This is a genomic window from Acinetobacter sp. AND/436 (assembly GCF_049546925.1).
Classification (GTDB): Bacteria; Pseudomonadota; Gammaproteobacteria; order Pseudomonadales; family Moraxellaceae; genus Acinetobacter; species Acinetobacter indicus.
On the sequence record NZ_JBMXBO010000001.1, the window covers coordinates 1 to 26799 of the forward strand.

Genomic DNA, 26799 nt, shown 5'->3' on the forward strand with positions numbered 1-26799 from the left:
TATCTTAACTGTATTTTTTATGACCAATTTCAGGTTTTTCAGTTTATTTTTTATCCTTTCTTTCATTTTTATTTTAGTTAGACTGCGGCCATAATTTTATTTTTAATTTTTTATAAAAATGCCTTCTCTCCCCTTACACAAAACACTGTGTTTTTTGCTGTGTTTATTTTTGCACCCTGCCCATGCCAATAGCCCAACCACTGGTGCACCGCAAATGGTGTATGCCATTTTAAGTTATGCCAAATGGGAGCAAAACACGCCGAATATTTGTATTGTGAATAATCCAGCGCTAGCACAACAATTTAAAAGCCAGCGTAGCACACAGCATGTTTATAAAATCAGCCCACTACAATTAGACGATTTAAAACAGACCAGTTATCAGGCCATTGTCTTTTCCAACCTAAGCCCACGTGAAGAACAGAATATTCTGAACAGTACAGTGCGTTATCCCGCCTTAAGCATTAGCACCACCAATTCAGCCTGTGAGCTGGGCAGCGTCTTTTGCCTTTACCAGAAGAAAAATCAGCAGTATTCATTTAGGGTGAATATGCAAAGTCTGACGCAATCGCAGGTACATATTGCCCCCGGGTATTATTACTGGGTAAAAACGGGGGCCTAAAGCATGAATAAGCCCAAAGCAGTATCGCTACGACGTATTTTCCGTTCGTACCAGCTGGTGATTTTTATTTTGACCTTTGGTTTATGCCTAGGTATTTTTTGTGTGGTGTCTAATTACACCCTGGAAGTTATGCCAAACAGAGTTTGAGTATTTTATCCGGTTCTCTGGCAGAGCGGATTCAGCCCGCTGTGGTCTTTCATGACACCTATACAATTCAGAAGATTCTGGCTGAATATGCCGAGCAATATCCAATTCACTCAATTCAAGTCATCGCAACCAATGGTGAAGTCCTGTCGACCATTCATCATCATCAAAATGCGTTACCGTTTATTCAGTATTTACTGGACTGGCTGTATTTTCGTGAGCCAGTGACAGTCGAGATTCAGCATCAGCAGCAAAATTTTGGACAACTGGTGGTCTATGGCAATGCCTCCACCCATGTCAGTTTTTTCTATACCATTCTACTGGCGCTGACCATTAGCTTTATTTTACTGCTGGCCTTACTGTTCTGGTCGGCAAATGCGGTTTACCGACATTTGATGAAAGCGGTCAATCCACTGGTACAGACCACCCAGACCATCAGCACCAATAAAAATTATCAGCTACGCCTGCCCTCGTCTGAAATTTCTGAGTTTCAGGAAATTAATCGCGTGGTAAATGAACTGCTGGACAAAATTGAAGCCTCAACCCGGGCCCTGCAACATGAAAATCATCAATTGTCGCATCAGGCCCGTCATGATGGACTGACCCAACTTCCTAATCGTGAATATTTCCATCAAATGCTGGCACAGAGTTTTGCCCAAGGTACGCAAGACAGCATTGCCCTGCTGTTTATTGATAACGATAACTTTAAAGAAATTAATAATCGCCACGGCCATGCCGCCGGTGATGCCGTGCTGCTGGAAATGGTCAAACGCTTGCGCCAAGCGTTAAACCAGCATGATTTTATGTCCCGCCTCGGTGGTGATGAGTTCGCAATTATTGTAAAAAATATTGAATATCATCATGATTTAATTAGAATAAGTTAAAATTTACTCCACTGCTGTCGCCAGCCTTTAATTTTTAATCATCATCCTATTTATTTCAGTTTTAGTATTGGCATCGCACTCGCGCAGTCAGCATCATCTCCTGAAATGCTGATCAATAATGCAGATATGGCCATGTATAAGGCCAAGCAGCTCGCACAACACTGGTACATTTTTGCAGAGCACGGGCGCATGGCCAAAGGTTAGTTTATTCATGTTAAAACATATTTTTAAAACTGCTTGTCTGCTGCTTGCACTGACTACCCTCAGTGCCTGCATGAGTCTGGGGCAGCTCAATTACAAACAGGCCCGCATGCTCAAGCAGGAAGGTTTTAGCCTGACCAGCGAGGGCTGGAGCTTAGGCCTACCAGAAAAACTGCTGTTCGGTTTTGATCAGGCCGAGATCCAGGCGCATAACCAGCAAGCCTTACAGCAACTCTCGAGCAAGTTGCTGAAATATAAACTAGATAAAGTCAAAATTATTGGACATAGCGACAATGTCGGTGACCTGGCCTATAACCTTAAGCTGTCCGGAGAACGTGCCGAAAATGTCGCACAAATTTTTATGCAACAAGGTTTTCGACCAGTGAATTTACAGGTAATTCCTCGCGGTGCAGAACAGCCGCTGGTACCAAACACCTCTCCTGAAAACCGGGCGATGAACCGTCGTGTAACTGTGGTGATTGTGCCTTAAGTATTTTGCTACTTTGTAGAATCAGCCTCTTGCAGAGGCTTTTTTTATGGGGAGATTTTATCAGCAGACTTAAATTTCAGGCATAAAAAAACCGCTTAACGCGGCATCTTTTATCTTTCAACTTTAGGGAAAGTGGTCGGAGCAGTAGGATTCGAACCTACGACCCCCTGGTCCCAAACCAGGTGCACTACCAGGCTGTGCTATGCTCCGATGTTCAACTTTAAAAGTTGGGGTGAATGACGGGATTCGAACCCGCGACAACTGGAATCACAATCCAGGGCTCTACCAACTGAGCTACATCCACCATCAATTAGTTCTACAATACCAAGCCACCAAAATGGCGCGCCTGACAGGATTCGAACCTGTGACCATCCGCTTAGAAGGCGGATGCTCTATCCAACTGAGCTACAAGCGCTTAACCGATGATACCAAAAACACATCGTTGCCTTGAGAAATTGGTCGGAGCAGTAGGATTCGAACCTACGACCCCCTGGTCCCAAACCAGGTGCACTACCAGGCTGTGCTATGCTCCGTTTCATCTCAGCTTTTCGTGTATCGCACATCGTGCGGTACGGTGTGCATTCTAGGCGCGACGCCCGTGGACGTCAACACCTATCTTTAAAAAAATATGAAAAATCTCTTCAACCGCTTATTTATCAAGCATTTTAGACATTTTTCAATCAATTTTTAGCGTTTTAGCTGCGCACTGAAGTTTAACATGCGATCAAGCGGTAATTTAGCGCGTTCTGCCAGCGCCGGATCAACAAAAATTTCCTGATCCCCCTGCTGTAAAACCTGCAAAATGCCATCCAGTTCGTTCATGGCCATCCACGGGCAATGCGCGCATGAGCGACAGGTCGCGCCTTCACCGGCGGTCGGCGCTTCTACCAGAATCTTGTTCGGTACCGCCTGCTGCATTTTGTAGAAAATCCCGCGGTCGGTCGCCACAATTAAACGCTCATGTGGCAAAGTCTGGGCAGCCTTGATTAGTTGTGAGGTACTGCCGACTGCATCAGCAATATCCACCACCGATTCTGGTGATTCTGGATGCACCAGCACCGCTGCATCCGGATAAAGCGCTTTCATTTGTGCAATCCCGCGGGCACGGAATTCTTCATGCACGATACAGGCACCATCCCAGAGTAGCATATCTGCGCCCGTTTTTTTCTGGATATAACGCCCCAAATGCTGATCCGGTGCCCAGATAATTTTTTCACCCAGGCTATCGAGATGCTCGACAATTTCAACCGCACAGCTTGAGGTTACCACCCAGTCGGCACGGGCTTTCACAGCAGCCGAGGTGTTGGCATACACCACTACGGTATGATCAGGATGGGCATCGCAGAATTGGGTAAATTCATCTACCGGGCAGCCCAGGTCGAGTGAACAGGTGGCTTCCAGCGTCGGCATCAGCACTGTTTTCTCAGGTGACAGGATTTTGGCGGTTTCGCCCATAAATTTCACCCCGGCCACCACCAAGGTTGACGCTGCATGATCACGACCAAAACGTGCCATTTCCAGTGAATCCGATACACAACCACCCGTCAGCTCTGCCAGCTCTTGCACTTCAGGATCGCAATAATAGTGTGCCACCAGTACTGCATCACGTTTTTTAAGTTCGGCCTGAATTAAGGCAAATTTGGCCTGCTTGGCTTCTTCAGTTAAATGATTTTCTTTCGGTTCACCCAAACGGTCTAAATGCGCCTGCACAATCGACTTTGCTTCATTGGCAATTAAATTGGTCGCATCATTCATAACAGCGTCTTCTCTATCGAAATGCTTGTTTGCACAAGCAGTTACATCAGCAATTGGTCAGTGTCAGTGCTTGACCAATCATTAAAAATACAGCGTTGTAAAAAAGCCTCACAACGGAGGCTTTTTCAGAAATACATCAGGGACTTAAGAACGGTAGTCTGCATTAATCTTGACATAATCATAAGATAAATCGCAGGTATAGACGGTATCTTGAGCCTGGCCACGACCTAAATCTACACGAATGGTCATTTCCTGCTGCGCCATGACACGTGCGCCGGCTTCTTCGGTATAGTCCGCTGCGGCGCCGCCATCTTTACAGATTTGTACATCATCTAACCAAACCTGAATTTTTTCAACGTCTAAATTTGGCACGCCCGCATAACCAATGGCCGCCAGAATACGGCCCCAGTTTGGATCTGAGGCAAAAATAGCGGTTTTTACTAGCGGTGAATGAGCAATACTGTAAGCAATATCGCAACATTCCTGGGTATTTTGTCCACCTTCGACTGCAACGGTAATAAATTTGGTCGCGCCTTCACCATCACGCACAATCAGCTGCGCCAGACGTGTCATCACCCGGGTTAAAACCTCTAATACTACGGTATAACGCGGATCTTCGGTCGAGCTGATTTCTGTACCACCGGCTTGGCCAGTTGCAATGAAGATACAGGAGTCATTGGTTGAGGTATCGCCATCGACAGTGATGCGGTTAAACGAGACATTAACCGTACTACTCAACAGTTGCTGTACCAGTTCACGGCTGATTGGAGCATCAGTGGCCACATAACCAAGCATGGTCGCCATATTCGGGCGAATCATGCCGGCACCTTTAGAAATACCGGTCATGGTATAAGTGATGCCATCCAGTTCAAACTGCTCAGATGCACCTTTCGGTGTGGTATCTGTGGTCATAATACCGCGGGCAGCGTCGTCCCAGGCATCAGCACGCAAGCTGTCTAGGGCCGGTTGTAAACCCGCAGTTAAACGCTCAATTGGTAACTGCTCGCCAATCACACCGGTAGAAAATGGCAATACTTCGGCGGTCTGTACACCTGCCAGTTCAGCCAGCTTGGCACAGGTTGCTGCTGCATTTTGCATACCGGTTTTACCGGTTCCGGCATTGGCATTGCCGGTGTTAATCACTAAATAACGTGGATTACCCGCCTGCAGATGCGCTTTACAGATATGCACAGGCGCTGCACAAAAGGCGTTTTGGGTAAACACACCGGCGACATTGGCACCTTCGGCCAGTTCAAAAATAACAAGGTCACGTCGGTTCTTATAACGAACATAGGCTTCTGCTGTCCCAATTCTCACCCCTTTGACCACATGCATCTGTGGCATAGAAACGTCACCTACTGCCATTTTTAAAACGTCCAACCAGTTAATAATTCAGTGTGCACAGCTTAGAACAAAATCAGGAAAAAATCGAGCAGAACCCGTCATCCACAAAATTGTGACCGGACTCAACTGCCGTACAATAAAAAACCAGCCCTCAGGCTGGTTAGTGTTGTGTGCTTGACCCTTAGTTTTTGGCCAGTTGCGCAGCTTCGTTTAATAAAGCCTGTTTGGCTTTTTGCTGGCTTTCTGCAGACAGGGCCGGGTTAGAAGCAACAATGCGGTCGGCATTGGCAGCATTGGCCGGAGCAATGGCTGCAGTCTGGAGCACAATCGGACGTTTATTCGGGTTGGCAAAGGTATAACGGATACCGGTACGTGGGCTTGCAACCGTCACCTGGTCATTATTGACCACTGCTTGGGTGGTGCTTACACCGACTGCGGCCTGAACTTTTGCCGGCGTGGTGGTTTGGGTATTGGCAAAAGCCAAAGCAGGCGTTGCTAAAGCAACAATCAGTAAAGGTTGTAATACTTTTTTCATTGTGTTTTCCACTTTTCGGTGTGCAATGTGCAACTAAATACCATTTAATTTCCTGCACTGCAATCTGTATTCACATCTTGCAAAACTATTCAAACACTTAGCGGAATAAAAAAAAGCAGAATCGAAATTCTGCTTTTTGCGAGATGTTTTGAATGGCTTAGATTTTGCCGTGGCACTGTTTGTATTTCAGACCTGAACCACATGGACATGGTGAATTACGGCTTGCCGGTGGCGTAAACACCGTTTCGGTTGGGGTTGTCTGCTGCGCATCGGCTTCGAAAGTTTCACCGGTCAGACTGTCCACATCGGCATGAGACAGATTCAGCTGCATCGCCTCGGCTTGTGCCTGTTTCTGTGCTTCAAGTTCAGCCAGTTCTTCAGCTGTTGGTACGTGTACGCGAGACAAGTCAGTCACGACATCAGACTTGATCACAGCGAGCATGTTCACAAACAGGTTAAAGGCTTCTTTCTTGTATTCCTGCTCCGGATTCTTTTGCGCATAACCACGTAAATGAATGCCTTGACGCAAGTAATCCATTGCCGCCAGATGGTCTTTCCAGTGACGATCCAGCGAGTTGAGCATAAAGTGACGCTCCAGCATGGCTGCAGATTCATCACCCATTTGCTGACGGCGGCTGTTATAACGAGCCACCAGCTCATCAGAAATACGTTCGACCAGACCTTCTTCATCCAGACGGCGATCTTCTTCTAACCATTGGTTAATTGGCAGATCTAAAGCCAGATCTTCACGTAACGCCTGCTCCAGACCGTCAATATCCCACTGATCATGAATCGACTCTGGTGGTACATAGTTGGCAATCACGCCCTGAATCACTTCACGGTGCATTTCTTCGATGTAATCTTGCAATGAGTTTGCGGCAAGAATTTCATCACGCTGTGAGTAAATAATCTTACGCTGTTCATTGTTGACGTCATCGTATTTCAACAGGTTCTTACGGATATCGAAGTTACGTGCTTCAACTTTGCGCTGGGCATTTTCAATCGAACGCGACACCATTTTGTGTTCAATGGCTTCATCTTCTTTCAGGCCCATGGCACGCATCATGGCCACCACACGATCACCGGCGAAAATACGCATCAGGTCATCTTCAAGTGACAGATAGAAACGCGACACACCCGGGTCACCCTGACGACCGGCACGACCACGCAGCTGGTTATCAATACGGCGTGATTCATGGCGTTCAGAACCAATAATATGCAAACCGCCTGAGGCCAGTACCGCTTCGTGGTTCTGGTCCCATTCTTCTTTCAGACGTTGTTCATCTTCAGGTGTCGGGTTTTCAATTTTGGCCAGCAGCGCTTTCCAGTTACCACCGAGCAGAATATCGGTACCACGACCCGCCATGTTGGTGGCAATGGTCACCGCACGTGGTGCACCGGCTTGGGCAATAATATCGGCTTCACGTTCATGCTGTTTGGCGTTCAGAACTTCATGATGAATACCGGCCTCTTTCAGTTTGTCCGAGAGGATTTCTGAGGCTTCAATGGTGGCAGTACCAATCAGGATCGGCGCGACACCCGATTCCTGCACGCGCAGGATTTCCTGAATAATCGCGTTGTATTTGCCTTCACGATTTAAATAGATTAAATCGTTATGGTCCTGACGGATCATTGGACGGTGGGTTGGAATAATCACCACATCCAGACCATAAATTTCTTTCATTTCTGCCGCTTCAGTATCGGCAGTACCGGTCATACCGGACAGTTTTTTGTACAGACGGAAGTAGTTCTGGAAGGTGGTGGTGGCCAGAGTCTGGTTTTCAGGCTGGATTTCCAGACCTTCTTTGGCTTCAACTGCCTGATGCAGACCTTCAGACCAGCGACGACCCGGCATGGTACGGCCGGTGTTTTCATCGACAATAATCACTTCACCATCATGGATGATGTAATGCACATTGCGCTGATACAGGAAATGGGCACGAATGGCCGCAGACACGTGATGTACCAGATTCAGGTTGGAAGCAGAATACAGGCTTTCCCCTTCTGCCAGCAGACCCATCTGAATCAGTTCATTTTCTACGGTTTCATAACCGACTTCAGTCATTTCAACCGAACGCTGTTTTTCATCAATCCAGAAGTGACCGCCATCTGGCACTTTCTCTTCTTTTTGCGGATGCAGTTTAGGCGGAATGGTATTAATCGCCGCATACAGCTGTGATGAGTCTTCGCTCTGACCCGAGATAATCAGCGGGGTACGTGCTTCATCAATCAGGATCGAGTCGACTTCATCGATAATGGCATAGGTCAGGCCACGCTGCTTTTTCTCTGCCAGCGAGAACACCATGTTGTCACGCAAATAGTCGAAACCAAATTCGTTGTTGGTCCCGTAAGTAATATCGGCACGATAGGCTTGCGCTTTTTCGGTCGGGTCCTGCATCGAATAAATAATGCCGATGCTTAAACCCAGAAATTCAAAGAGTGGACGGTTGAGTTCGGCATCACGCTGCGCCAGGTAGTCGTTCACGGTAATCACGTGTACGCTTTCACCACTTAAGGCATTCAGGTAACAGGCCAAAGTCCCCATTAAGGTTTTACCTTCACCGGTACGCATTTCTGCAATTTTACCTTCGTGCAGGGTAATACCACCAATCAGCTGTACATCATAATGGCGCATGCCCATGACCCGTTTCCCGGCTTCACGGCAGACTGCAAACGCTTCTGGCAATAACTTATCTAGACTTTCGCCCTTGTTATATCGTTGTTTGAATTCTTCGGTTTTTGCAGATAAGTCTGCATCGCTTAAGGCTGATATCGTCGGCTCGAGCGCATTAATCTTGTCTACGATTTTACGCATGCGTTTGAGTTCGCGCTCATTTTTGGTACCGAAGATTCCTCCGATCAGACTTGCCAACATGAATAGACTCTCTAAATCTTGCTTGTCAAAAGAATAATTTGTTCTCAGTCGTTATTATGGTGCTAGAAATTTGAAGTACAAGGGTTTTGCACACAACCCATCAAAAAATTCTGATGATTTCTATCCGTACAGCGAAGCTAAGGCAAAATAATGTAGCAAATTTTAATCGGATGATATAGTCAAAGCATGACAATATGACTGCATGTTTTTTCAGCATTTCATGCAACTACTTATTCCATATACTCATAAAGAATTACAAAAAAAGTATTTTCAATGCTAAAAGAATTGCGCCATAGTCAATTCCATCCCCCAATACAACAACGATATGAGGCAGTTAAAATGAGTTTACGATTAGGCGATACCGCACCCGACTTTACTCAGGAATCAAGCGAAGGCACCCTGAACTTTTATGAATTTCTGGGCGACAGCTGGGGCATCCTGTTTTCACATCCTGCCGACTACACCCCGGTCTGCACCACCGAACTGGGCTATACCGCAAAACTCAAACAGGAATTTGAAAAACGTGGCGTCAAGGCCATTGCCCTGTCGGTCGATGATGTCGAGTCACACAAAGGCTGGATTAATGACATTAACGAAACCCAGAACACCAGCGTGAATTTTCCGATTATTGCCGATCAGGACCGTAAAGTATCGACGCTATATGATTTTATCCATCCCAATGCCAGCGAAACCCTGACGGTACGCTCCCTGGTGATTATCGACCCGAATAAAAAAGTGCGTCTGATTATTACCTATCCGGCCTCTACCGGACGTAATTTCCATGAAATTTTACGCGTGGTCGATTCCCTGCAACTGACCGACAACTATAAAGTGGCCACCCCGGCCAACTGGCAAGAGGGTGAAGATGTGGTGATTGTGCCTTCACTGCAAGATGAAGCCGAATTAAAACAGCGCTTCCCGAAAGGCTATACCGCAGTAAAACCATACCTGCGTTTAACCCCGCAGCCGAATCGTGACTAAATAATCAATATCCGTTCATCTTCCTGTATGCCTGTCTTCGGACGGGCATTTTTTCATGGTACAAGGTCAGCACCTCAGCCGTGCTACACTGGGATGGTCCAGCACAACCAATTTCAGCACAACCAATTAGAACACTATGCTCAAAAATCTGCTTGCCCTGGTCCTGACCTGTATTTGTTGCACGGGCTGCATGACCACACCGGCCTTATCTGAACAGCAACGCCCGAGTACCTGGGCTCAACCGCTGGATGCGCAGCACAATTTTTATCAGGTCAGCCCGATGCTGTTTCGTAGCGAACAGCCCGATCAGCAGCTGGCAACATTGTTACAACAGCATGAGATTGATGTAGTGATTAATCTACGCCCCAAAGCGACAGAGGCTAAACCGCTGCAGCAGCATGGATTGCAATCGGTGCATCTACCGATTCATACCTGGGCCATTGATCGGGAAGATTTATTGCAGGTAATGCAGCAGATTCAAACCGCCCAAGCCCAACAGCAGAAAGTGCTGATTCATTGTTATCATGGTGCAGACCGGACCGGGGCCAGTGTGGCCATGTACCGGATTATGTTTGAACACTGGCCGGTGGAACAGGCGCTGGCAGAAATGAAATATGGCGGCTTTGGCTTCCATCCGATCTGGGTCAATATTGATGCCTTATTTCGTCCTGAAAATATAAAATGGATTCGACAGCAACTGTCAAATCCATCAGATTAAAACTAAGGGCAAAATACCGAAGGATACTTACAACTAGTTCCGCTTATCTAACGGCACCCAGTCAATGACCCAGGCCGATTTCATGTTCAGGCTGGCATCTGCTGCAATTTTCTTGCGTGCTGCATCGGCACTTTCACGGTCTTTGGATGGCCCCACCATAATCCGGATCCCTTTAGAGGTTGGACTCTTGGTGACTTTATAGCCTTTGGCTTTTAAGCGCGCGGCCAGTGCATCGGCATTGGCCTCATTGGCAGCCAGTGCCACCTGCACCATCCACTGCTTGCCATCATCTTCGCCTTCCAGCAGTTTACGTGCTTTCTCGGCTTCAGCTTTCTTTTTGGCTTCTTCTTCGGCTTTACGTTTGGCTTCTGCCTGACGTTTTTCCTCAGCTTTGCGCTTCTCTTCTGCAGCTTTCTGTTCAGCAGCCTTACGTTCCTGCTCGGCCTTGCGTTTGGCTTCTGCCTGACGCTTTTCTTCGGCTAAGCGTTTTTCTTCCGCAGCTTTTTGTTCTGCTGCTTTTTTCTCGGCAGCAGTACGCTCTTGGGCCGCTTTCTGCTCGGCAGCTTTTTTGGCTTCAGCTGCTTTTTGCTGTTCCAGCTTTTTCTGGGCAGCCAGTTTTTCTTCAGCCAGACGTTTTTGTTTGGCCTGCTCATCTTCAACCAGCTCTGGCGGAATATTGTCAGAACTTTGCTGCTGGCCATTACGTAGTGCATTTAAGGCCGCATATTCTTCTGCAGCCTTACGGGCGGCTTCAGCTTCTGCCTGCTGCTGCATGGCCAGGAATTCAGCTGCACGCGCTTCCTGTTCAGCCACGGCTTTTTCACGGGCACGGCGCTGCTCTTCCAGCAGACGTTTTTCAGTTTCTACATCTACCGTTAAAGGTTGTAGCTGAATCATTTCGGCTTCAGGCACAGTATTTTGCTGTAACTGTTCGACCCGTTCTGGCGTTTTGACATTATTTTGATGTATTTCTTCTTGGCCTTTCAGGAGTAATGCTGCCAATAACACACCACCACCCAATAAAACAACGCCGCCCATCCAGCGCTGTTTGTTATTCATTGACATTCTTCCAAATACTCCCATACCGCTTCTAAGGTATGAAATGATCCACATACCAAAATCAGCTGATTATTGTTCGTTTCATCCAGCGCTGATTTAAAAGCTAATTGAACACTATCAAAGTGCTGTACTGTTTCGCCCTCGAGAGCCGCATTCAGCTGTGTGATGTCTGCCGCACGAGGAACATTTAATTGTGCAATTTTCCACATTAAAACATGTTCTTTCAATAAGGCAACGACAGAATTCACATCTTTATCGGCCAGCATGGAAAACACACTGATCACTTCGGTGTACTGTTTATTGTAATTTAAATAATTTCGCAATTGCTTTAACAAAAACTCTACACCGTGCGGATTGTGCCCGGCGTCAAAGATTACGGTCTTGCCGGCAATCTGGCGAATTTCAAAACGGCCCGGGAGCTGGGCCTGTTGGATGCCTTCGGCAATCGCCTGCTGCTGGATGTTCAGACCGCTAAGTAACACGGCGGCAACTGCGGTCGATATATTTTCCAGCGCCAGCGTGCCAAGCGGTAATTTCAAGGTGCTGCCACTGCTGGCAAATAACCAGGACTGGCCATCTGCAGCGGTGCGATAAAAATAATCACGATTGGCGACATACAGCGGGGCCTGACACTGTGCTGCCTTGTCCTGAATGGCTTGCGGTAATTCCTGCACGCCGCCAAAGATCACCGGAATATTCGGGCGGATGATGCCGGCTTTTTCAAAGGCAATTTTTTCAATGGTATCGCCCAGCCAGTCGGTATGATCCAGCCCGATATTGGTAATCACGGCCACATCGGGATGTACCACATTGACCACATCCAGACGACCGCCCAGGCCAACTTCCAGCACCCAGACATCACAAGCCTGCTGCTTAAAAATGACAAAAGCCGCCAGCGTGGTGGCTTCAAAAAACGATAAACTTAAATTACAGTCGCGACGCGCCTGATCAACCTGTACAAAGGCCTCAATCAGTTGCTGGTCATCGACCTCGACGCCGCCCAGTTTGACCCGTTCATTAAAACGGTAAATATGCGGCGACTGATACAGCCCCACCTGATAACCCTGAGCATTTAAAATCGCGGCCAAGGTGGTGGTGGTGGAACCTTTGCCATTGGTGCCCGCGACGGTAAACACTTTTGCGTCCGGGTGAGTGACGCCCAGCTTTTCAGCCACAGGAATCACCCGTTCCAGACCTAAATCAATCCCTGTAACGTGAACATGGCTCCAATAATTGAGCCATGTTTCTAAAGAGTCGGTTGCAAGTGGTGCTGTATTCAAGACAAATTCATCAGTTTCGTGACAATGCGATATACAGTATCACGTAATGCATGACGATGAACAATCTGATCGACCACACCATGATCAAGCAGGTATTCCGCGCGCTGGAACGGTTCATCCAGTTTTTCACGTACGGTTTGCTCAATTACACGCTTACCGGCAAAGCCAATCATGGCTTTTGGTTCCGCCAGATGAACATCACCCAACATCGCTAATGATGCCGTTACGCCACCATATACCGGATGGGTTAAGACCACGATATATGGTAAGCCCGCTTCTTTTAAACGCTGAATGGCTGCTGAAGTACGCGCCATCTGCATTAAAGACAGCATGCCTTCCTGCATACGCGCACCGCCCGATGCGGCAAAGCAGATTAACGGCTGACGTTGCTGCATGGCACGTTCCGCTGCCAGCACAAAACGGTCACCGACCACCGTGCCCATAGAACCGCCCATAAAGTCAAATTCAAAGGCACAGGTGGTTACCGGCACGCCTTTTAATAAACCTTGCATGACCAGTAAAGCTTCAGTTTCACCGGTTTTCTTTTGCGCTTCGGCCATACGGTCCGGATACGGCTTGCTGTCCACAAATTTCAGTGGATCTTTGGCAGAAAATTCCTGACCCAGTTCGGCATCGACCTGATCGAGGAACCAGGTTAAACGGTCACGCGCTTTCATGCGTAAATGCTCGTCACATTGCGGGCAGACATAGGCATTGAAAGACATGGCTGTACGAGTCACCAGTGCATGACATTCCGGACATTCGATGGTTGGTTCGGTGAATGTCGCCTTTAAGGCTTGCTGCTCATCCGGTACATGAATTCCCGGTACGCCGCGTTCTGTCCACGGCGTAGTTGGGCTTAAGATTTTCCCTGGCTTGACTTCTTGACTCATACTAACTCATCGAGCGCGGCTCGAAGCTCCTTGACTTTATTAACCGTTTCAACCACGGCTTGTTCTGGTTCGAGGTTGGCAAACTGTTTTACGAAAGCACTGCCGACGATGACTGCATCTGCCACGGCACCCATGACTTTGGCAGATGCCGCATCACTGATACCGAAACCGACACCAACCGGTACATCGGTGACTGCCTTGATTTTCTCAATCCGCTGCGCCGCTTCAGAGACATCTAAAGTGGCTGCACCGGTCACGCCTTTGAGCGACACGTAGTAAATAAAGCCGCTGGCCTGTTTCACTACATGCTGGATACGCTCATCGGTAGAGGTTGGTGCCAGCAGGAAAATCTGGTCCATATCGTACTGCTGTAAGATCTGGTCTAAATCGGCAGCTTCTTCTGGCGGCAGATCCACCAGCAAGACACCATCTACCCCACATTCATGCGCATAGGCGACAAACTTCTGGTAGCCAATGACCTCAACCGGGTTTAAATAACCCATGAGCACCACTGGTGTTTCCGTGTCTTTTTGGCGGAATTCCTTGACCATATTCAGTGCATCGAGGGTATTGGTTCCCCCTGCCAATGCACGTTCTGCAGCCAAGGCAATGACTGGACCATCGGCCATCGGGTCAGAGAATGGCAGTCCAAGCTCAATCACATCTACACCCGCCTCAACCATTTGATGTAACAGTGGTACCGTTACCTGTGGCTGTGGGTCACCTGCCATGACATAAGATACGAGGGCCTTACGTTGTTGAGATTTCAACTGTGCAAATCGGGTGGCTAAACGTGACATAGGGCTGTGCTTTCCTTGAATAATTCAAAACTGATAAGTTGCTATTGTCGAAATACAGGACATCGCATTGTAACGCTATTTTTTGCTTATTGAACAGAGCACAGCTGGTCGATGCCCGATTTCATCAGCAAAGCGCGAATTCCAGAACAACCCGAAAGCTACATTTACCGATATTTCGGTTTTTTTCTCAATGATCAAAGATGCCTAATTTCGCTATTCCCAGCAATCTCAAGCAGTTAGAAAAACCCAATGACTGAGCAAAAAAGATGATAAAAATAGGACAGTTAGCATTTACATTTAAAGTTTTCAGAAATAGCAAAAGCTGCTTTATACTAGCGCCGTTTTCAGACTTTTTCTTATTTCTATGATTTCCGACTCCCAGGCAAAAGTGCACGCTCGCGGGCTTGCGCTGTTGCCACTTATTGTATTTTTAGCCATTTTTTTAGGCAGTGGCATTTACCATTCCCTGATTGGGACCGAGTTTGCCTTCTATCAGGTCAAGGCGCCGGTGGCAGCCATTCCAGCCATTATCCTGGCATTATTGCTCTATCGTGGTCAGCTGAACCGGGCCATTGAAGAATTTTTGCAGGGCGCCAGCCATCCCAATCTGATCCTGATGTTTATGGTGTTTATGCTGGCCGGTGCCTTTGCCAGCACCAGTGGCGCCATTGGCAGTGTCAATGCCACGGTACAGCTGGGCCTGTCGATTATTCCGCCTGAATTTGTACTGCCGATGCTGTTTCTGATTTCAGCCTTTGTTGCCACTGCCATGGGCACCTCAATGGGCACCATTGCAGCCTGTGCACCCATTGCCTTTGGTTTTTCCGAAGCCACGCAAATTGCCACGGTCTATACCATTGGTGCGGTGGTTGGCGGTGCCATGTTTGGCGACAACCTGTCGATGATTTCCGACACCACCATTGCCGCCACCAGCAGCCAGAAAGTACAGCTGCGTGACAAATTCAAGGTCAATGTCTGGATTGCCGTACCGGCCGCGCTGATCACAGTGCTGATTTATATGCTGATTAACCAGAATACCCAGGCCATTGCCTATCAGGAGTATAACGCCTGGCTCATCTTGCCTTATGTGGCGGTGTTTGTGCTGGCCTTTTCCCGCCTGCATGTACTGGCAGTGTTAACCATCGGGATTTTACTCTCGGCACTGATGGGACTGTTGATGCTGCCTGAGTTTGATCTGCTCAAGCTGAATGGTGCTATTTATGACGGTTTTGTCGGCATGTTTGAAGTGGCGTTGCTGTCGATGCTCCTCGGCGGCCTATCGGCTATTATGCAAAAAGAAGGTGGCCTGGAATGGCTGATTCAACGCATCTACAAACTGACTCGCCTGTTTAAAGTCGGTGCGCAACGTGCTGGTGAGTTGGGGATCAGCTTTCTGGTGGTGTTTTCCAACCTGTTTGTGGCCAACAATACTGTGGCGATTATCCTGTCTGGAGATATGGCGCGTGAAGTGGCACAGGAATATGGCGTCGATCCGAAACGTGCTGCCGCCCTGCTGGATATTTTCTCCTGCGTGGTACAAGGCCTGATTCCTTATGGCGCCCAGTTATTGCTGGCCTGCTCGATTGCCAAAATGTCACCGGTAGAGCTGATTGGCAGTGTCTATTATTGCTGGGTGCTGGCGATTTTTGCGATTGCCGCCATTGCCTTGCGTTTTCCCAAACTGCGCACGTCTTAAAACCGTACTTTTTAATTGTTCCAAGCGGCTATTCAGCCGCTTTTTTATGGACAGTCTGTTGCTGACGCAGTACCCGCCGCCGCTCGGTTAAGGTCTGGCCGCAATGCGCTTTATAGGCACGCGCCAAAGCCGACTGATCGGAATAACCGAGCTGGCTGGCAATCTCGGTCAGACTCAGCTTTTGCGGTAACAGTAATTCACAACGTTTGATCCGTTCCATGTCCAGCAGCTGTTTAAATGAGGTCCCCAGTTCACTCAGTTGACGCTGCAAAGTGCGACTGGACATACACAGCTCGACAGCCAGCTCATCCAGCTTGGGTGCTTGTTGCTGCAGCCTTAAATAATCGGCAATCAAATGACGCAGCTTCTGGTCCAGCCCTTCCAGCAAAGGTTTGGCCGCCATCGCTTCTTCAGCCTGTTTTTTTAAAATCCCGATTAAAGTTGGATCAGGCTGCTGTGGTTGCAGCTGCAGGCTGTCGATGCTCAGCACCAGCTGATAATCCGGCTGATCAAACAGCACTTCGCAGCCATAAAACTTTTGATATTGATACAGCGCCGTTTGCGGAGCATGGGCAAAATGAACCCGGCGCAAGGGAAAGTGCTCGGCCGCAAACATCTGCCGGGCCAGTTGCAGCATACAGGCAAAGGTGATTTCGTGAATCAGCGTGCTCTGATCCTGCGGATTCGGCCAAGACACAATCAGCAAATCATCCTGCTGCTGAATCTGCATGGGGACCGCTTCGTTGGCATCAATCACCAGCCGGCTAAACTGGGCAATATACTGCAAGGCTTCGGCCACGCTATTACTGCGCGAGGCCATATAGCCGAGCACACCAAAATGCTCCGGACGGATAAAACGCGCCAGCTCAAACACCAGATAGGCTGTGTTCAGCTGCTGCCGGGTCTGTTCCAGCAGCGCAATAAAAGCCTGACAGGAAGATTGGCCATCAATCGGCAAACTGAGCACATGCTGCACATATTGCTGCAAGCTGTCTGACAGCTCGAGCTGTTGCGGCTGCACACCTTGTGCCTGCAGATAGGACTGCCACAAATGCACATAGCCGTTTGGAATCTGAATATCACTCAGGTAAGTTGTCATCCTGACATTTCTTATTTTCACTATGGCGTAAAATGTATAAAAACTGGCAAGACTTGTCAAAACAAAGCCGCTAAAGCCCGACATACTGCAGATATGAACGACTAGATGAAGTAAAACAAGATGAATGCCATAGTCCAATATCAGGCGCAACCAGTGGTGCGCAGCAATCTCGACTTTAAGCTGGAACAGATTCCACGCTTCTGGTTTGGTGGAGATCCTTTTCTGACCCGCATGTTTGATGCCTTAAGCCTGACCTTTCCCGATGGGGAACGCTATTTTATTCAGTCGGTACGCTTATACCGCGAGCAGATTCAGCAGCCAGAACTGCAACAACGCGTGGCCGACTTTATCCGTCAGGAAGCCCAACATGGTATTGCGCATGACAAAATGAACCAGCTAATGAAAAATCAGGGCATGCCGGTGGATCAGTTTATCCGCCAGCTCAACCGGATTTTTAAATTTGAACTGGAAAAACGCTCCCCGGAATACAATATTGCCACCACGGCAGCAGCCGAGCACCTGACCGCCCTCATGGCTGAAACTTTTTATGCCCATCGCTCGACGTTAGCTGAAGCACATCCGTATGTGCGCGCCTTGTTTGCCTGGCATGCGATTGAAGAAATGGAACATCGGGATGTGGCCTTTGATGTAATGCGTGATGTGGCCCAAGTTTCTGAAGCGATGCGGCATTTTGCCCTGGTCTGGACCACGTTCCTGATGTTTGGTTTTACCATTTATCGGGCCAATATCATGTTAAAACAGGATGGCTTTAGTCTGTGGCAGCGTCTGCAACTGAATGCCAAAGGTTTGCCGTGGTTCTTTGGCAAAAAAGGCACCTTGACCCGGATGGGCCGGCTATATAAGGACTGGTTTAAAAAAGATTTTCATCCCAGCCAGCATCCGATTATTGCCCAGTATGAAGTCTGGATTAACACCCTGGAACAGACCAATGATCCGATTCAGGCCGGTGAAGCCTTCTGGCAGGCGGCTAAAGATTAAAGGAAAATTATGATGGATTAAAAAAGCTGAATGTCAGGTTCAGCTTTTTTATTGAGTGGATGAGTTGTAGCTTTTTGGTGAGAAGGAGCAGCGACGAAGATCTACCATTTGGCATAATGCTGTTCCAGCAAGGCATATTCATTCAGGAACACAATTTCCTGATCATCCTGCACAATGGTACCGCTGACTTTGGCCTGCCACTGGCTAAACTGGCTGCCCACCAGGCGCAGGTTCAGATTTTCATAACGGCGCCAGCCGGTGGTCACGGTTAAATTCAGGCTTTGGTCCAGCGAGACAATATTCCACTGGTTATCTGACTGCTGCTCAAATAACACATCTGCCAGCGGATACAGGCGGCCATTGACCCACAGGCAGTTTTCATTGCCAAAGCTTTCATTGACGCCAGAAGCCAGATTAATGCCGACCCGCTTGTTCTGGGCATCCCAGAAATTACAAGACAGCCAGAACCAGGCCGTTTCCGGTCGTAAAAAACCACAAGTATCATCCAGAGAAACAAAAGTTTTGTCATGAAACTGGATGGTTTGTCCCTGCTTGTTGATAAAAAAACCTTCACAGCCGAGCGTGGTCAGCTTTTGGGTATAGGTCCAGCCATTAATCCCATTCGGACTGCACATGCTTAATGGATCAGTGCCGGCACAGAAAATTCGCGCACTCAGACGCAGTTCGCCGTATTTAGTCACCCGGATATAACGCACTCCATTGGCATGCTGAATATCCAGCTGATAACCGGCTTTATGAAAATGACTATGGTTAAACAGCGGCTGCTCATCCAGCACCGTATGCCGGGCCAGAAAACTGATCGCATCCCATTCCAGCACTTCACCGGTCAAATGATTGTAGATATAAACAAAACCATGCCCGGCCCAAGCAATATCAACAATGGCCAGGCCGATGGTGTAGTGCTCATGCTGAATACAACAAAATTTAAACTTTTTATATTTTAATCGTTTACGCCACCCAGACAGCACATCACCATAAGGGCTTTTATATTGATAATGATGGTATTGGATACTGGTCGGTAATTGCTTAAAACGTCCGTAACGTGGCTGTCCATTCTGTTGTATTAAATCCATGTACGACATTCCATGTGGTTTGAGACACTGTAGCTACCGCTTTATTATGCCTATAAAATCTGGCCAGAAAAATAAAAATAAGATTATTTTATCTAAACAATAACAAAAACATAGATTGCTTTCTTTCACAATATCCAAGCCAAACCACTTGCTTAAGTCTGCTACAGTCAGGACTCGGCAATAGGCAAATAGGTATTTTCCCAGCGGTTTCCGGCAAATTCCCCAGCCACCAGTTGCACATAACGGCCATGCACCTGATCAATGGCGATGCAGTCATCGACATCCAGCACCCGGTCGGTATGCTGCTTTTGCCAGTGTGCAGCAAAATATGCCTTGCCACGCTGTTTGGCCACCATGGCATTTTGTGCAACCACCAGAACATAGCGATGCAATTCGCCAAATTCACGCGCATCGTAGCCGCCCAAATTAATCAGCCAGAGTCTTTCATGCGCCTGATTCGGGGCCGCATTACTAAATTGCAGCTGATATTGTTTACCTTCAAATTCCACCCCATTGATTTGCGCCCAGGCATCAATATGTAAGCCGGATTGATCACCAAACCAGGCCTGTCTTAGCTGAGGGAAAGTCTCTTCCAGCGTGTTACCCACGGCAAGCACCACATCGTGCACTTCGGTATTGGCGCGGGCATGACGACCGCCCAACATGACAATAAACAGACTTGGCATGGGAAACTCCAGAAGATGGTTTTAACCAGGTAGAAGATAAATCAGCAATATGATACGCGTTGGCGATCGGGATGTCGCCTGTTGAGCAGCATGACAGGGACGTCAGATCTGCTCAACAAAAGTCTTTGCTTACTTTGGGCTTTTCCAAAGTAAGGGAAAATCTGGATGAATTATAATTGCCTGAATTTGTGTCAAAAATCGGATCTGAATAATCATCCTCCCCTCGTCCCTCCTTTAAAAAAGTGGGGAACTTTCATTACAACAATAAAAAAATCGCACCCAATTGCTTGAATGCGATTTAAATCCTCCCCCTCCTTTTACTCAGGAGGGCTATTCCCTCTTTCTTAAAGAGGGTTAGGGAGATTTTTTACATATCCACCATTTCCACGCCATCAATACGCGCTACCGTCATCAAGTCTTTATCACCACGGCCTGAAACCGTTGCAATAATAATTTGATCTTTCGACATGGTCGGCGCCAGTTTGGTCACGTACGCCATCGCATGTGAACTTTCTAATGCCGGGATAATCCCTTCAATCTTGGTCAGGTCACGGAAACCTTGCAAAGCTTCCTGGTCATTAATTGGCACATAATCCACACGATGCATATCTTTCAGGAAGCTATGCTCAGGACCCACGCCCGGATAATCCAGACCAGCAGAAATCGAATGGGTTTCAATAATCTGGCCTTGTTCATCTGACATCAGGTAAGTACGGTTGCCGTGAAGAACACCGACATGACCGGCATTTAATGGTGCAGAGTGTTTACCCGTTTCAATGCCTAAGCCCGCAGCTTCAACACCATACATTTTCACCTCCTGATCATTCAGGAATGGATAGAACAGGCCCATGGCATTGGAGCCCCCCCCCACACAAGCCACAAGTGCATCTGGCAGACGGCCGGCTTGTTCCTGAATCTGACGGCGTGCTTCACGGCCAATAATGGACTGGAAATCACGCACCAGCTGCGGATAGGGATGTGGACCCGCCACAGTTCCGATCACATAATAGGTTGAATCGACATTGGTGACCCAGTCACGCATCGCTTCATTCATGGCATCTTTTAAAGTTTTAGAGCCGCTTTCTACCGCGACGACTTTGGCACCCAGCAAACGCATCCGATACACGTTCATGGCTTGGCGCTTCACATCTTCCGCGCCCATGAACACCACACATTCAAGACCTAAACGCGCAGCGATGGTTGCTGTCGCTACCCCGTGCTGACCGGCACCAGTTTCGGCAATAATACGTTTTTTACCTGAAAGTTTGGCCAATAACGCCTGACCAATGGTGTTGTTTACTTTATGCGAGCCGGTATGGTTCAGGTCTTCACGTTTTAAGTAAATCTGCGCACCACCCAACTCTTTTGACCATCGCTCAGCATAATACAGTGGACTTGGACGACCGACGTAATAAGCGAGATCACGGTCGAATTCTGCCAGAAACTGTTCATCATTCTTCATGCGAAAATAGAGCTTTTCCAAGTCTTCTAAAGCCGCCATCAGGGTTTCTGACACAAAACGTCCGCCATGGATACCGAAGTGCCCTTTTGCATCAGGGAACTGGGTATAGTCAATTGCCTGTTTTTCTGTATTAACAGTTTGCTGATCCACGATGGACTCCTTGCATAAAGCGTTCTATGAGTTGTTGGTCTTTAATACCTTTTGCGGATTCTACGCCTCCGCTCACATCTACAGCAAACGCGGCTGTGGTGTGAATGGCGTCTTCAATATTGTCAGGGTTTAATCCCCCGGCCAAAATCAGTGGAATATCCAGTTGGGGAAAGCTGCTCCAGTCAAAGCTGTGCCCGGTTCCGCCCTTTAATTCAGGATGCCAGGCATCTAAAAGTACGGCGCTAGCACCAGCCTGCTGATATTTTTGAATTTCAGCCACCACATCTAGCCCCGGTTTAACCTGAATCGCCTTGTACCAGCGACGTCCAACCTGCTGTGCAATTGACTGGCACTGTTCCGGGCTTTCATCACCATGAAATTGCAGGATGTCCAGCGCGACTGTATTGAGAATGGCCTGAATCTCACCGGCTGAGCTATTTACAAATAAACCCACCACCTGTACATAAGGCGCAATGGCCTGTAGCAGAACGCTGGCCTGTTCTGCGCTCACACTGCGCGGACTTGGAGGATAAAATACAAAACCAATTGCATCTGCACCACTGTTGACGACGGCATGTACATCTTCAACCCGGGTGATGCCGCAAATTTTGGCACGGGTTCGCATAACTTGTTTGGCTCTCGTAATGCCCGCTTTATAGCCTATCTATAAATATGGGGCCGGCTCATTGTAATGCAAATTTTTTCACTTGAGTAAAGTTCAGCCTGATAATTCTTGCACAAGTTGTTTAAAATGCATACGGCACTTATACTGCGCCCGTTTCACAGCAAGTTTAAGCCTTGGCTTTAGGGAAGTTGGTGAAAATCCGACACTGCCCCCGCAACGGTAACAATGAAACATATATCAGTTTAAATCATGCGATTTACACCACTGTATTCAGATATGGGAAGGTGGATATATAGGTCCAGGTCATCATCAAGATGCTTGGCGCCACATTGAAGTCCGGATACCTGCTTGTTGTGCCCTTTAACTCAATCATTCACGTGGGGTGAATGTATGGAGCACATATCATGTCTATTCAATTTCAACCTACTGCCTTGGTAGGTGCAATCGCTCTTGCGATGGGGTTTTCAACTTCTGTCTTTGCTGCGGAGTCTCAAGAGCAACCTGCCGTCAATGCGGCCCTGGATACCTTGGTGGTTACAGCTACTCGTTCTGAAGAGAAGATTGGCAATGTGCCTGCGCGGATTTCAATTATTGAGCCACACATATTAGAGCAATCTCCAATTGCCGAACTCCCCCATCTTTTAATGTCCGATGCATCCATCAATATGGTGCAATCGGGCGGTTTTGGGCAAGTGTCTTCAATTTTTACCCGCGGAACCAACTCTAACCATACACTCGTACTTCGTGACGGCATCCGTCTAAATACAGCTTCTTCAGGTATGGCCTCTTTATCTTTCTTAGATACCACCGATATTCAACAAATTGAAGTTCTAAAAGGCCCTGCATCTGTTCTATACGGCACAGATGCAATTGGTGGTGTCATTCAAATGGTTTCAAAAACACCTGAAAAAAACCAAGCCTTGCTAACAACTGAAGTGGGTGAAAATTCTACCTATAAAACTGTTATCGGTGCTGATCTGGCAGAACAGGGATTTTATGCTCAAATTCGTGGCCAGCGTTTAGAAACAGATGGGACAAAAATTAAAGAAACCAGTCATGAAACTGCTGCTTTTGATCAGAAAGGCTATAGCGCCAAACTTGGTGTAGATCAACAAAACTATGCTGTTTCTCTGGATTATCAGCAAAATGAGGGAAATATTAAATATGATAATTTTGGTGCTCTAAATAATCAGGACTTTGAAACAGAAATTATTAATCTAAAAGGTCATGTAAAATTAAAGCCACAACTTGAACTGAATGCTCGCCTTTCCCAGTTCCAAGATGACTTATATCAAAATGATCCTAATTTTATGGGACAGTTTGACTTTGCTTCCAGTCAAACTCGAGAAGCAGAATTATATGCAAAATTACAGCTTAACTCTGCCCAGCAAATTCTAATTGGTACACAACATCAAAATATTCAGGGTAATGTGCTGTCTTATGGTCAAAAATATGAAACTGATCTAGATTCACTGGGCTATTATTTCCAGCATCAATATCAGACCAATACACTGAATACCCAAGTAGGTATCCGTGTTGAAGATCATGAAAAATATGGTACACATACTATCGGCCAGGCTGCAGCCCGATACCAACTTCTGCCTCAAACCAGCCTTTATACCAATGTTGGAACGGCTTTCCGATCACCAAACCTAAACGAACTTTATAGCTCATCCGGCAATCCGAATTTAAAACCTGAAGAAAGTCTTTCTTTCGAAATTGGCCTAGATCAACAGCTCAATCATGGCTTGACAACAGGCATTACCCTGTATCGAAATCAGGTAGATCATCTAATTGATGCCACAGAAGCGACAGGCTACAGTTTTAGAAACCTGGATCGTGCAATTTTTGAAGGTAGTGAACTGTATCTGAATTGGCAAGCCCCACATGCTTTTATTAAAACAGGCTACCATTATGTACGGGCCAAAGATGATACTACCGGTGAAGACTTAAGCCGTAGACCACGCCAGAAAGCAACCCTTACCCTAGGATGGGCTGAAGAACAGTTTGGCTTATCTACCACTTTAACAGCGAACTCATCTTCAGATAACAGTGCTTATGATGATGTCAGAATTCCAGGCCATTTCAATGTAGATATGAGTGGCTATTACCAACTTCATCCAGCCATCAAATTATTTACCAATATTCAAAATGTTAGTGATAGTAAATATCGTACAGCCTATGGTAGTGGTAGTTACTACATCAACGGCGGCCGCCTCGCCTCTGTCGGCGTAACGGTTAAATACTAAACGCCCCAAAGGACATATAAATTTTGAGGATCATGTCGTGACTGTGGCATGATCCTTTTTATATTCACATGATTAAAAATTCAAGGAACAGCTATGGGCCACCGTTTAAGTAAAATCTATACCCGTACTGGCGACTCAGGCACCACCGGTCTGGGTGATGGTTCACGTGTTGCCAAAGATGATTTACGTATTACCGCACTCGGCGATGTCGATGAACTGAATGCCACCATTGGCGTACTGCGCGCACAGATTGCCGCCAGCACCATTCAGGACAAAGCCAGCTGGGATAAATCTTTAAGCCTGATTCAGCACTGGCTATTTGATTTAGGCGGTGAAGTCTGCATTCCGGGCTTTACTCTGGTACAACCGGTATCAATCGAGTTTCTGGAAAACGACATTGACCGGATGAATGAAACCCTGCCCATGCTTAAGGACTTTATTTTACCTGCCGGTACCTTGGCGTGTAGCTATGCCCATCAGGCCCGTGCTGTCTGCCGCCGTGCCGAACGTAGCGTGATGTCGGTGCATAGCCGTGACCAGAATATTCAGGCTACGTCTTTGCAGCTCCTAAACCGTTTATCTGACTGGTTATTTGTGGCTTCACGCACCCTGCAACGCAGTGAAGGTGGCGCTGAAGTGCTGTGGCAAAAAAAACATTAACGAAACGATTGAATAAAGCCGTCATTTTCATAGAAAAAATTGATGAAAATATGCGCTGATCTGACTTGTATAAATTTAAGATCAGCGCACAATAGCGCTGTCACATCCTGGTCATCTTAAAGGCTCACAATGAAACTTCCTCTCCAAACGCTGAGCCTGTTATGCGTATAATTGGACATCGTGGTGCCCGCGGCGAAGCCCCGGAAAATACCCTGGGCGGTTTTCAGTATATTCAGGATTTAGGCGTACGCGCTGTCGAGTTTGACGTACGTCAGCTCAAAGACCAGCAACTGGTCATTATGCATGATGATCATTTGATCCGAACCACCGGTCAGGACCGTCCGCTGTATGAATGCAGCACGCAAGATTTACATCATTATAATCAGGCCTATGGTTGGAAAAACTGGTCGAACTTTGAAATCACCCCGTATTTAAACCAGACCCTGGCCCTAATCCAGAACTTTGAACATATCGAAGTTGAAATTAAAGCGGTGGAAACCCAGGCGCAGGCTGAACAGCTGACTCTGGCCTTGCATCAGCAGCTCAAAGGCTTTGAACATTCTGCTGTGATTACCAGTTTTGACCTGAAAATCCATCAGGCCTTACAGGCGCAGCAGTCGACCTTTAAGCGCGGTTTACTAATTGAAGAAGATATCCAGGAACAGGCGATTGAACAGGCATTGCACTTTGGCTGCTGTCAGATTGGCTGGATGAATGAACTGGCGACCCCGCGCATGATTCAGGCCACCCAGCAAGCACAACTGGGGGTGAGTGTCTGGACGGTCAATGAAGTGGAACGTGCCAAACAGCTGAAAGATTTAGGCATTAACGGTTTAATTACCGATTTCCCAAAACTGATGATGCAACATATTTAAAACAATAGATGCTCAATCCGCCTGCATGTTACAGGCTGATTTTATATTGATTGAACTTCTATTTAGCGTTGATTGGCCTGAATCAGCATTAGCCCGCGCTCATCCAGCAAATATAAGGTTTTACCCTGTAACTGGAAGCGTTTGACCCGTTGCAAGGCATCCATCAAGTCGGCTTCCTGCGCCAGCGCATGATCACAACTATTATGCGTGGCACGGCTGTTCAGGCTTAAACGGCCCTGACTGAACTGCAGCTGATAGCGGCCGAAAAGAGAATTACAGCCGGTATTGCCCTGCAGATTCTGAAAACGGGAATTGAGCATTAAATACGGGCTGGCATGAAAATAACGTGCCTTTTTCCCCTGAATGGTTTGAATTTCCCAGCGAATATCCTGCAGACCATCGCTACTGCGTTTAACCGCTGCCGGTGCTTTTACCGCACGTGGCTGTGACTGGACTTTGGAGGCTGTAGAAGACGGCGGTGTGCTTTGACAGGCCGTAATGAAAACCACCGCGATCAAATACGGCAAAATTAAACTAATTTTACGGTATCTCATGTGATTGATTTCGCATTGATCAAGGATTTATCTTTATCATGCCGCAGCCTTCGATAAAATCAATGAAGCTTC

22 protein-coding genes, 4 tRNA genes, 2 pseudogenes and 1 riboswitch are annotated in these 26799 nt (G+C 47.3%); of the genes and pseudogenes, 10 read left to right on the forward strand and 18 right to left on the reverse strand.

Going from position 1 to position 26799, the window contains the following annotated elements:
* The first annotated feature begins 169 nt into the window (after positions 1 to 169).
* The 3 genes and pseudogenes from ACPEPR_RS00005 to ACPEPR_RS00015 all read left to right on the forward strand — a co-directional run bounded on the left by ACPEPR_RS00005 (position 170) and on the right by ACPEPR_RS00015 (position 2338).
* Positions 170 to 619, forward strand: coding sequence for a YfiR family protein (locus ACPEPR_RS00005; RefSeq protein WP_423561775.1), 450 nt, complete (start codon positions 170 to 172; stop codon positions 617 to 619).
* A 188-nt stretch (positions 620 to 807) separates the two neighbouring features.
* Positions 808 to 1851: pseudogene (locus tag ACPEPR_RS00010) on the forward strand (diguanylate cyclase domain-containing protein).
* 7 nt (positions 1852 to 1858) lie between these two features.
* Positions 1859 to 2338 carry an OmpA family protein gene (locus ACPEPR_RS00015; RefSeq protein WP_423561776.1) on the forward strand — a complete coding sequence of 160 codons (480 nt, stop codon included), beginning with the start codon at positions 1859 to 1861 and terminating at the stop codon, positions 2336 to 2338.
* A gap of 133 nt (positions 2339 to 2471) precedes the next feature.
* Here ACPEPR_RS00015 and ACPEPR_RS00020 read toward each other — a convergent pair.
* The 8 genes from ACPEPR_RS00020 to secA form a co-directional block, all read right to left on the reverse strand.
* Positions 2472 to 2548: transfer RNA gene (locus ACPEPR_RS00020), tRNA-Pro, on the reverse strand.
* An 18-nt stretch (positions 2549 to 2566) separates the two neighbouring features.
* Positions 2567 to 2642: transfer RNA gene (locus tag ACPEPR_RS00025), tRNA-His, on the reverse strand.
* Positions 2643 to 2676: 34 nt separating this feature from the next.
* A tRNA-Arg gene (locus ACPEPR_RS00030) sits at positions 2677 to 2753 on the reverse strand.
* Positions 2754 to 2794: 41 nt separating this feature from the next.
* Positions 2795 to 2871: transfer RNA gene (locus tag ACPEPR_RS00035), tRNA-Pro, on the reverse strand.
* A 154-nt stretch (positions 2872 to 3025) separates the two neighbouring features.
* Positions 3026 to 4093, reverse strand: coding sequence for a quinolinate synthase NadA (nadA, locus tag ACPEPR_RS00040; RefSeq protein WP_005179948.1), 1068 nt, complete (start codon positions 4091 to 4093; stop codon positions 3026 to 3028).
* 144 nt (positions 4094 to 4237) lie between these two features.
* Positions 4238 to 5458, reverse strand: coding sequence for a bifunctional glutamate N-acetyltransferase/amino-acid acetyltransferase ArgJ (gene argJ, locus ACPEPR_RS00045; RefSeq protein WP_423561777.1), 1221 nt, complete (start codon positions 5456 to 5458; stop codon positions 4238 to 4240).
* 160 nt (positions 5459 to 5618) lie between these two features.
* Entirely contained in the window at positions 5619 to 5972 is a 354-nt protein-coding gene (locus ACPEPR_RS00050) for a hypothetical protein (protein ID WP_005179954.1), read from the reverse strand.
* A gap of 157 nt (positions 5973 to 6129) precedes the next feature.
* On the reverse strand, positions 6130 to 8847 hold the full coding sequence (secA, locus tag ACPEPR_RS00055; protein ID WP_160241013.1) for a preprotein translocase subunit SecA: 2718 nt from the start codon (positions 8845 to 8847) through the stop codon (positions 6130 to 6132).
* A gap of 339 nt (positions 8848 to 9186) precedes the next feature.
* On the opposite strand from secA, the gene ACPEPR_RS00060 reads away from it, so the two are divergent.
* Together ACPEPR_RS00060 and ACPEPR_RS00065 are read left to right on the forward strand one after the other, a co-directional pair.
* Positions 9187 to 9828 carry a peroxiredoxin gene (locus ACPEPR_RS00060; protein WP_005179960.1) on the forward strand — a complete coding sequence of 214 codons (642 nt, stop codon included), beginning with the start codon at positions 9187 to 9189 and terminating at the stop codon, positions 9826 to 9828.
* 136 nt (positions 9829 to 9964) lie between these two features.
* Positions 9965 to 10546 carry a dual specificity protein phosphatase family protein gene (locus tag ACPEPR_RS00065; protein WP_423561778.1) on the forward strand — a complete coding sequence of 194 codons (582 nt, stop codon included), beginning with the start codon at positions 9965 to 9967 and terminating at the stop codon, positions 10544 to 10546.
* Between the two features lie 33 nt (positions 10547 to 10579).
* Here the strand turns inward: ACPEPR_RS00065 and ACPEPR_RS00070 are convergent, their stop codons facing one another.
* From ACPEPR_RS00070 to trpA, 4 genes are read right to left on the reverse strand one after another with little or no spacing between them, the layout of a single operon-like run.
* Positions 10580 to 11605 (reverse strand): SPOR domain-containing protein, encoded by a 1026-nt coding sequence (locus ACPEPR_RS00070; protein WP_104473719.1) that lies wholly within the window; start codon positions 11603 to 11605, stop codon positions 10580 to 10582.
* Positions 11602 to 12885 (reverse strand): bifunctional tetrahydrofolate synthase/dihydrofolate synthase, encoded by a 1284-nt coding sequence (gene folC / locus ACPEPR_RS00075; RefSeq protein WP_075168227.1) that lies wholly within the window; start codon positions 12883 to 12885, stop codon positions 11602 to 11604. The genes ACPEPR_RS00070 and folC overlap by 4 nt, the downstream gene beginning before the upstream one ends.
* Complete coding sequence (accD, locus tag ACPEPR_RS00080) at positions 12882 to 13778, reverse strand: acetyl-CoA carboxylase, carboxyltransferase subunit beta (protein ID WP_423561779.1); 897 nt, start codon at positions 13776 to 13778, stop codon at positions 12882 to 12884. Before accD ends, folC begins: the two co-directional genes overlap by 4 nt.
* The gene (gene trpA / locus ACPEPR_RS00085) at positions 13775 to 14578 is read right to left on the reverse strand and encodes a tryptophan synthase subunit alpha (protein ID WP_005179970.1); all 804 of its coding nucleotides are present in this window, start codon (positions 14576 to 14578) and stop codon (positions 13775 to 13777) included. The genes accD and trpA overlap by 4 nt, the downstream gene beginning before the upstream one ends.
* Positions 14579 to 14942: 364 nt before the next feature.
* On the opposite strand from trpA, the gene ACPEPR_RS00090 reads away from it, so the two are divergent.
* A complete protein-coding gene (locus tag ACPEPR_RS00090) occupies positions 14943 to 16274 on the forward strand; it encodes a Na+/H+ antiporter NhaC family protein (RefSeq protein ID WP_104489374.1) in 1332 nt (443 codons plus the stop codon).
* Between the two features lie 28 nt (positions 16275 to 16302).
* Here the strand turns inward: ACPEPR_RS00090 and ACPEPR_RS00095 are convergent, their stop codons facing one another.
* The gene (locus ACPEPR_RS00095) at positions 16303 to 17373 is read right to left on the reverse strand and encodes a helix-turn-helix domain-containing protein (RefSeq protein WP_423561780.1); all 1071 of its coding nucleotides are present in this window, start codon (positions 17371 to 17373) and stop codon (positions 16303 to 16305) included.
* A 120-nt stretch (positions 17374 to 17493) separates the two neighbouring features.
* Between ACPEPR_RS00095 and ACPEPR_RS00100 the strand changes: the two genes are divergently transcribed.
* Positions 17494 to 18372, forward strand: a complete 879-nt coding sequence (locus tag ACPEPR_RS00100) for a metal-dependent hydrolase (protein WP_016658655.1) — start codon at positions 17494 to 17496, stop codon at positions 18370 to 18372.
* Between the two features lie 101 nt (positions 18373 to 18473).
* On the opposite strand, the gene ACPEPR_RS00105 is transcribed toward ACPEPR_RS00100, so the two are convergent.
* The 4 genes from ACPEPR_RS00105 to ACPEPR_RS00120 form a co-directional block, all read right to left on the reverse strand.
* A complete protein-coding gene (locus tag ACPEPR_RS00105; RefSeq protein ID WP_005179978.1) occupies positions 18474 to 19466 on the reverse strand; it encodes a DUF2804 domain-containing protein in 993 nt (330 codons plus the stop codon).
* 167 nt (positions 19467 to 19633) lie between these two features.
* Positions 19634 to 20152 (reverse strand): DUF1543 domain-containing protein, encoded by a 519-nt coding sequence (locus ACPEPR_RS00110; RefSeq protein ID WP_168399780.1) that lies wholly within the window; start codon positions 20150 to 20152, stop codon positions 19634 to 19636.
* A 367-nt stretch (positions 20153 to 20519) separates the two neighbouring features.
* Positions 20520 to 21764 carry a tryptophan synthase subunit beta gene (gene trpB / locus ACPEPR_RS00115; protein ID WP_005179981.1) on the reverse strand — a complete coding sequence of 415 codons (1245 nt, stop codon included), beginning with the start codon at positions 21762 to 21764 and terminating at the stop codon, positions 20520 to 20522.
* Positions 21745 to 22389 carry a phosphoribosylanthranilate isomerase gene (locus ACPEPR_RS00120; protein WP_104470884.1) on the reverse strand — a complete coding sequence of 215 codons (645 nt, stop codon included), beginning with the start codon at positions 22387 to 22389 and terminating at the stop codon, positions 21745 to 21747. The genes trpB and ACPEPR_RS00120 overlap by 20 nt, the downstream gene beginning before the upstream one ends.
* Before the next feature lie 145 nt (positions 22390 to 22534).
* A riboswitch (cobalamin riboswitch) is annotated at positions 22535 to 22755 on the forward strand.
* A gap of 38 nt (positions 22756 to 22793) precedes the next feature.
* Between ACPEPR_RS00120 and ACPEPR_RS00125 the strand changes: the two genes are divergently transcribed.
* From ACPEPR_RS00125 to ACPEPR_RS00135, 3 genes and pseudogenes are all read left to right on the forward strand, one after another.
* On the forward strand, positions 22794 to 24638 hold the full coding sequence (locus ACPEPR_RS00125) for a TonB-dependent receptor plug domain-containing protein (RefSeq protein WP_104501073.1): 1845 nt from the start codon (positions 22794 to 22796) through the stop codon (positions 24636 to 24638).
* Between the two features lie 93 nt (positions 24639 to 24731).
* A pseudogene (locus ACPEPR_RS00130) lies at positions 24732 to 25314 on the forward strand (cob(I)yrinic acid a,c-diamide adenosyltransferase).
* A 145-nt stretch (positions 25315 to 25459) separates the two neighbouring features.
* The gene (locus ACPEPR_RS00135; protein ID WP_005179990.1) at positions 25460 to 26173 is read left to right on the forward strand and encodes a glycerophosphodiester phosphodiesterase; all 714 of its coding nucleotides are present in this window, start codon (positions 25460 to 25462) and stop codon (positions 26171 to 26173) included.
* Between the two features lie 62 nt (positions 26174 to 26235).
* Here ACPEPR_RS00135 and ACPEPR_RS00140 read toward each other — a convergent pair whose 3' ends face one another.
* The gene (locus ACPEPR_RS00140; protein WP_005179993.1) at positions 26236 to 26727 is read right to left on the reverse strand and encodes an META domain-containing protein; all 492 of its coding nucleotides are present in this window, start codon (positions 26725 to 26727) and stop codon (positions 26236 to 26238) included.
* Positions 26728 to 26799: the final 72 nt, after the last annotated feature.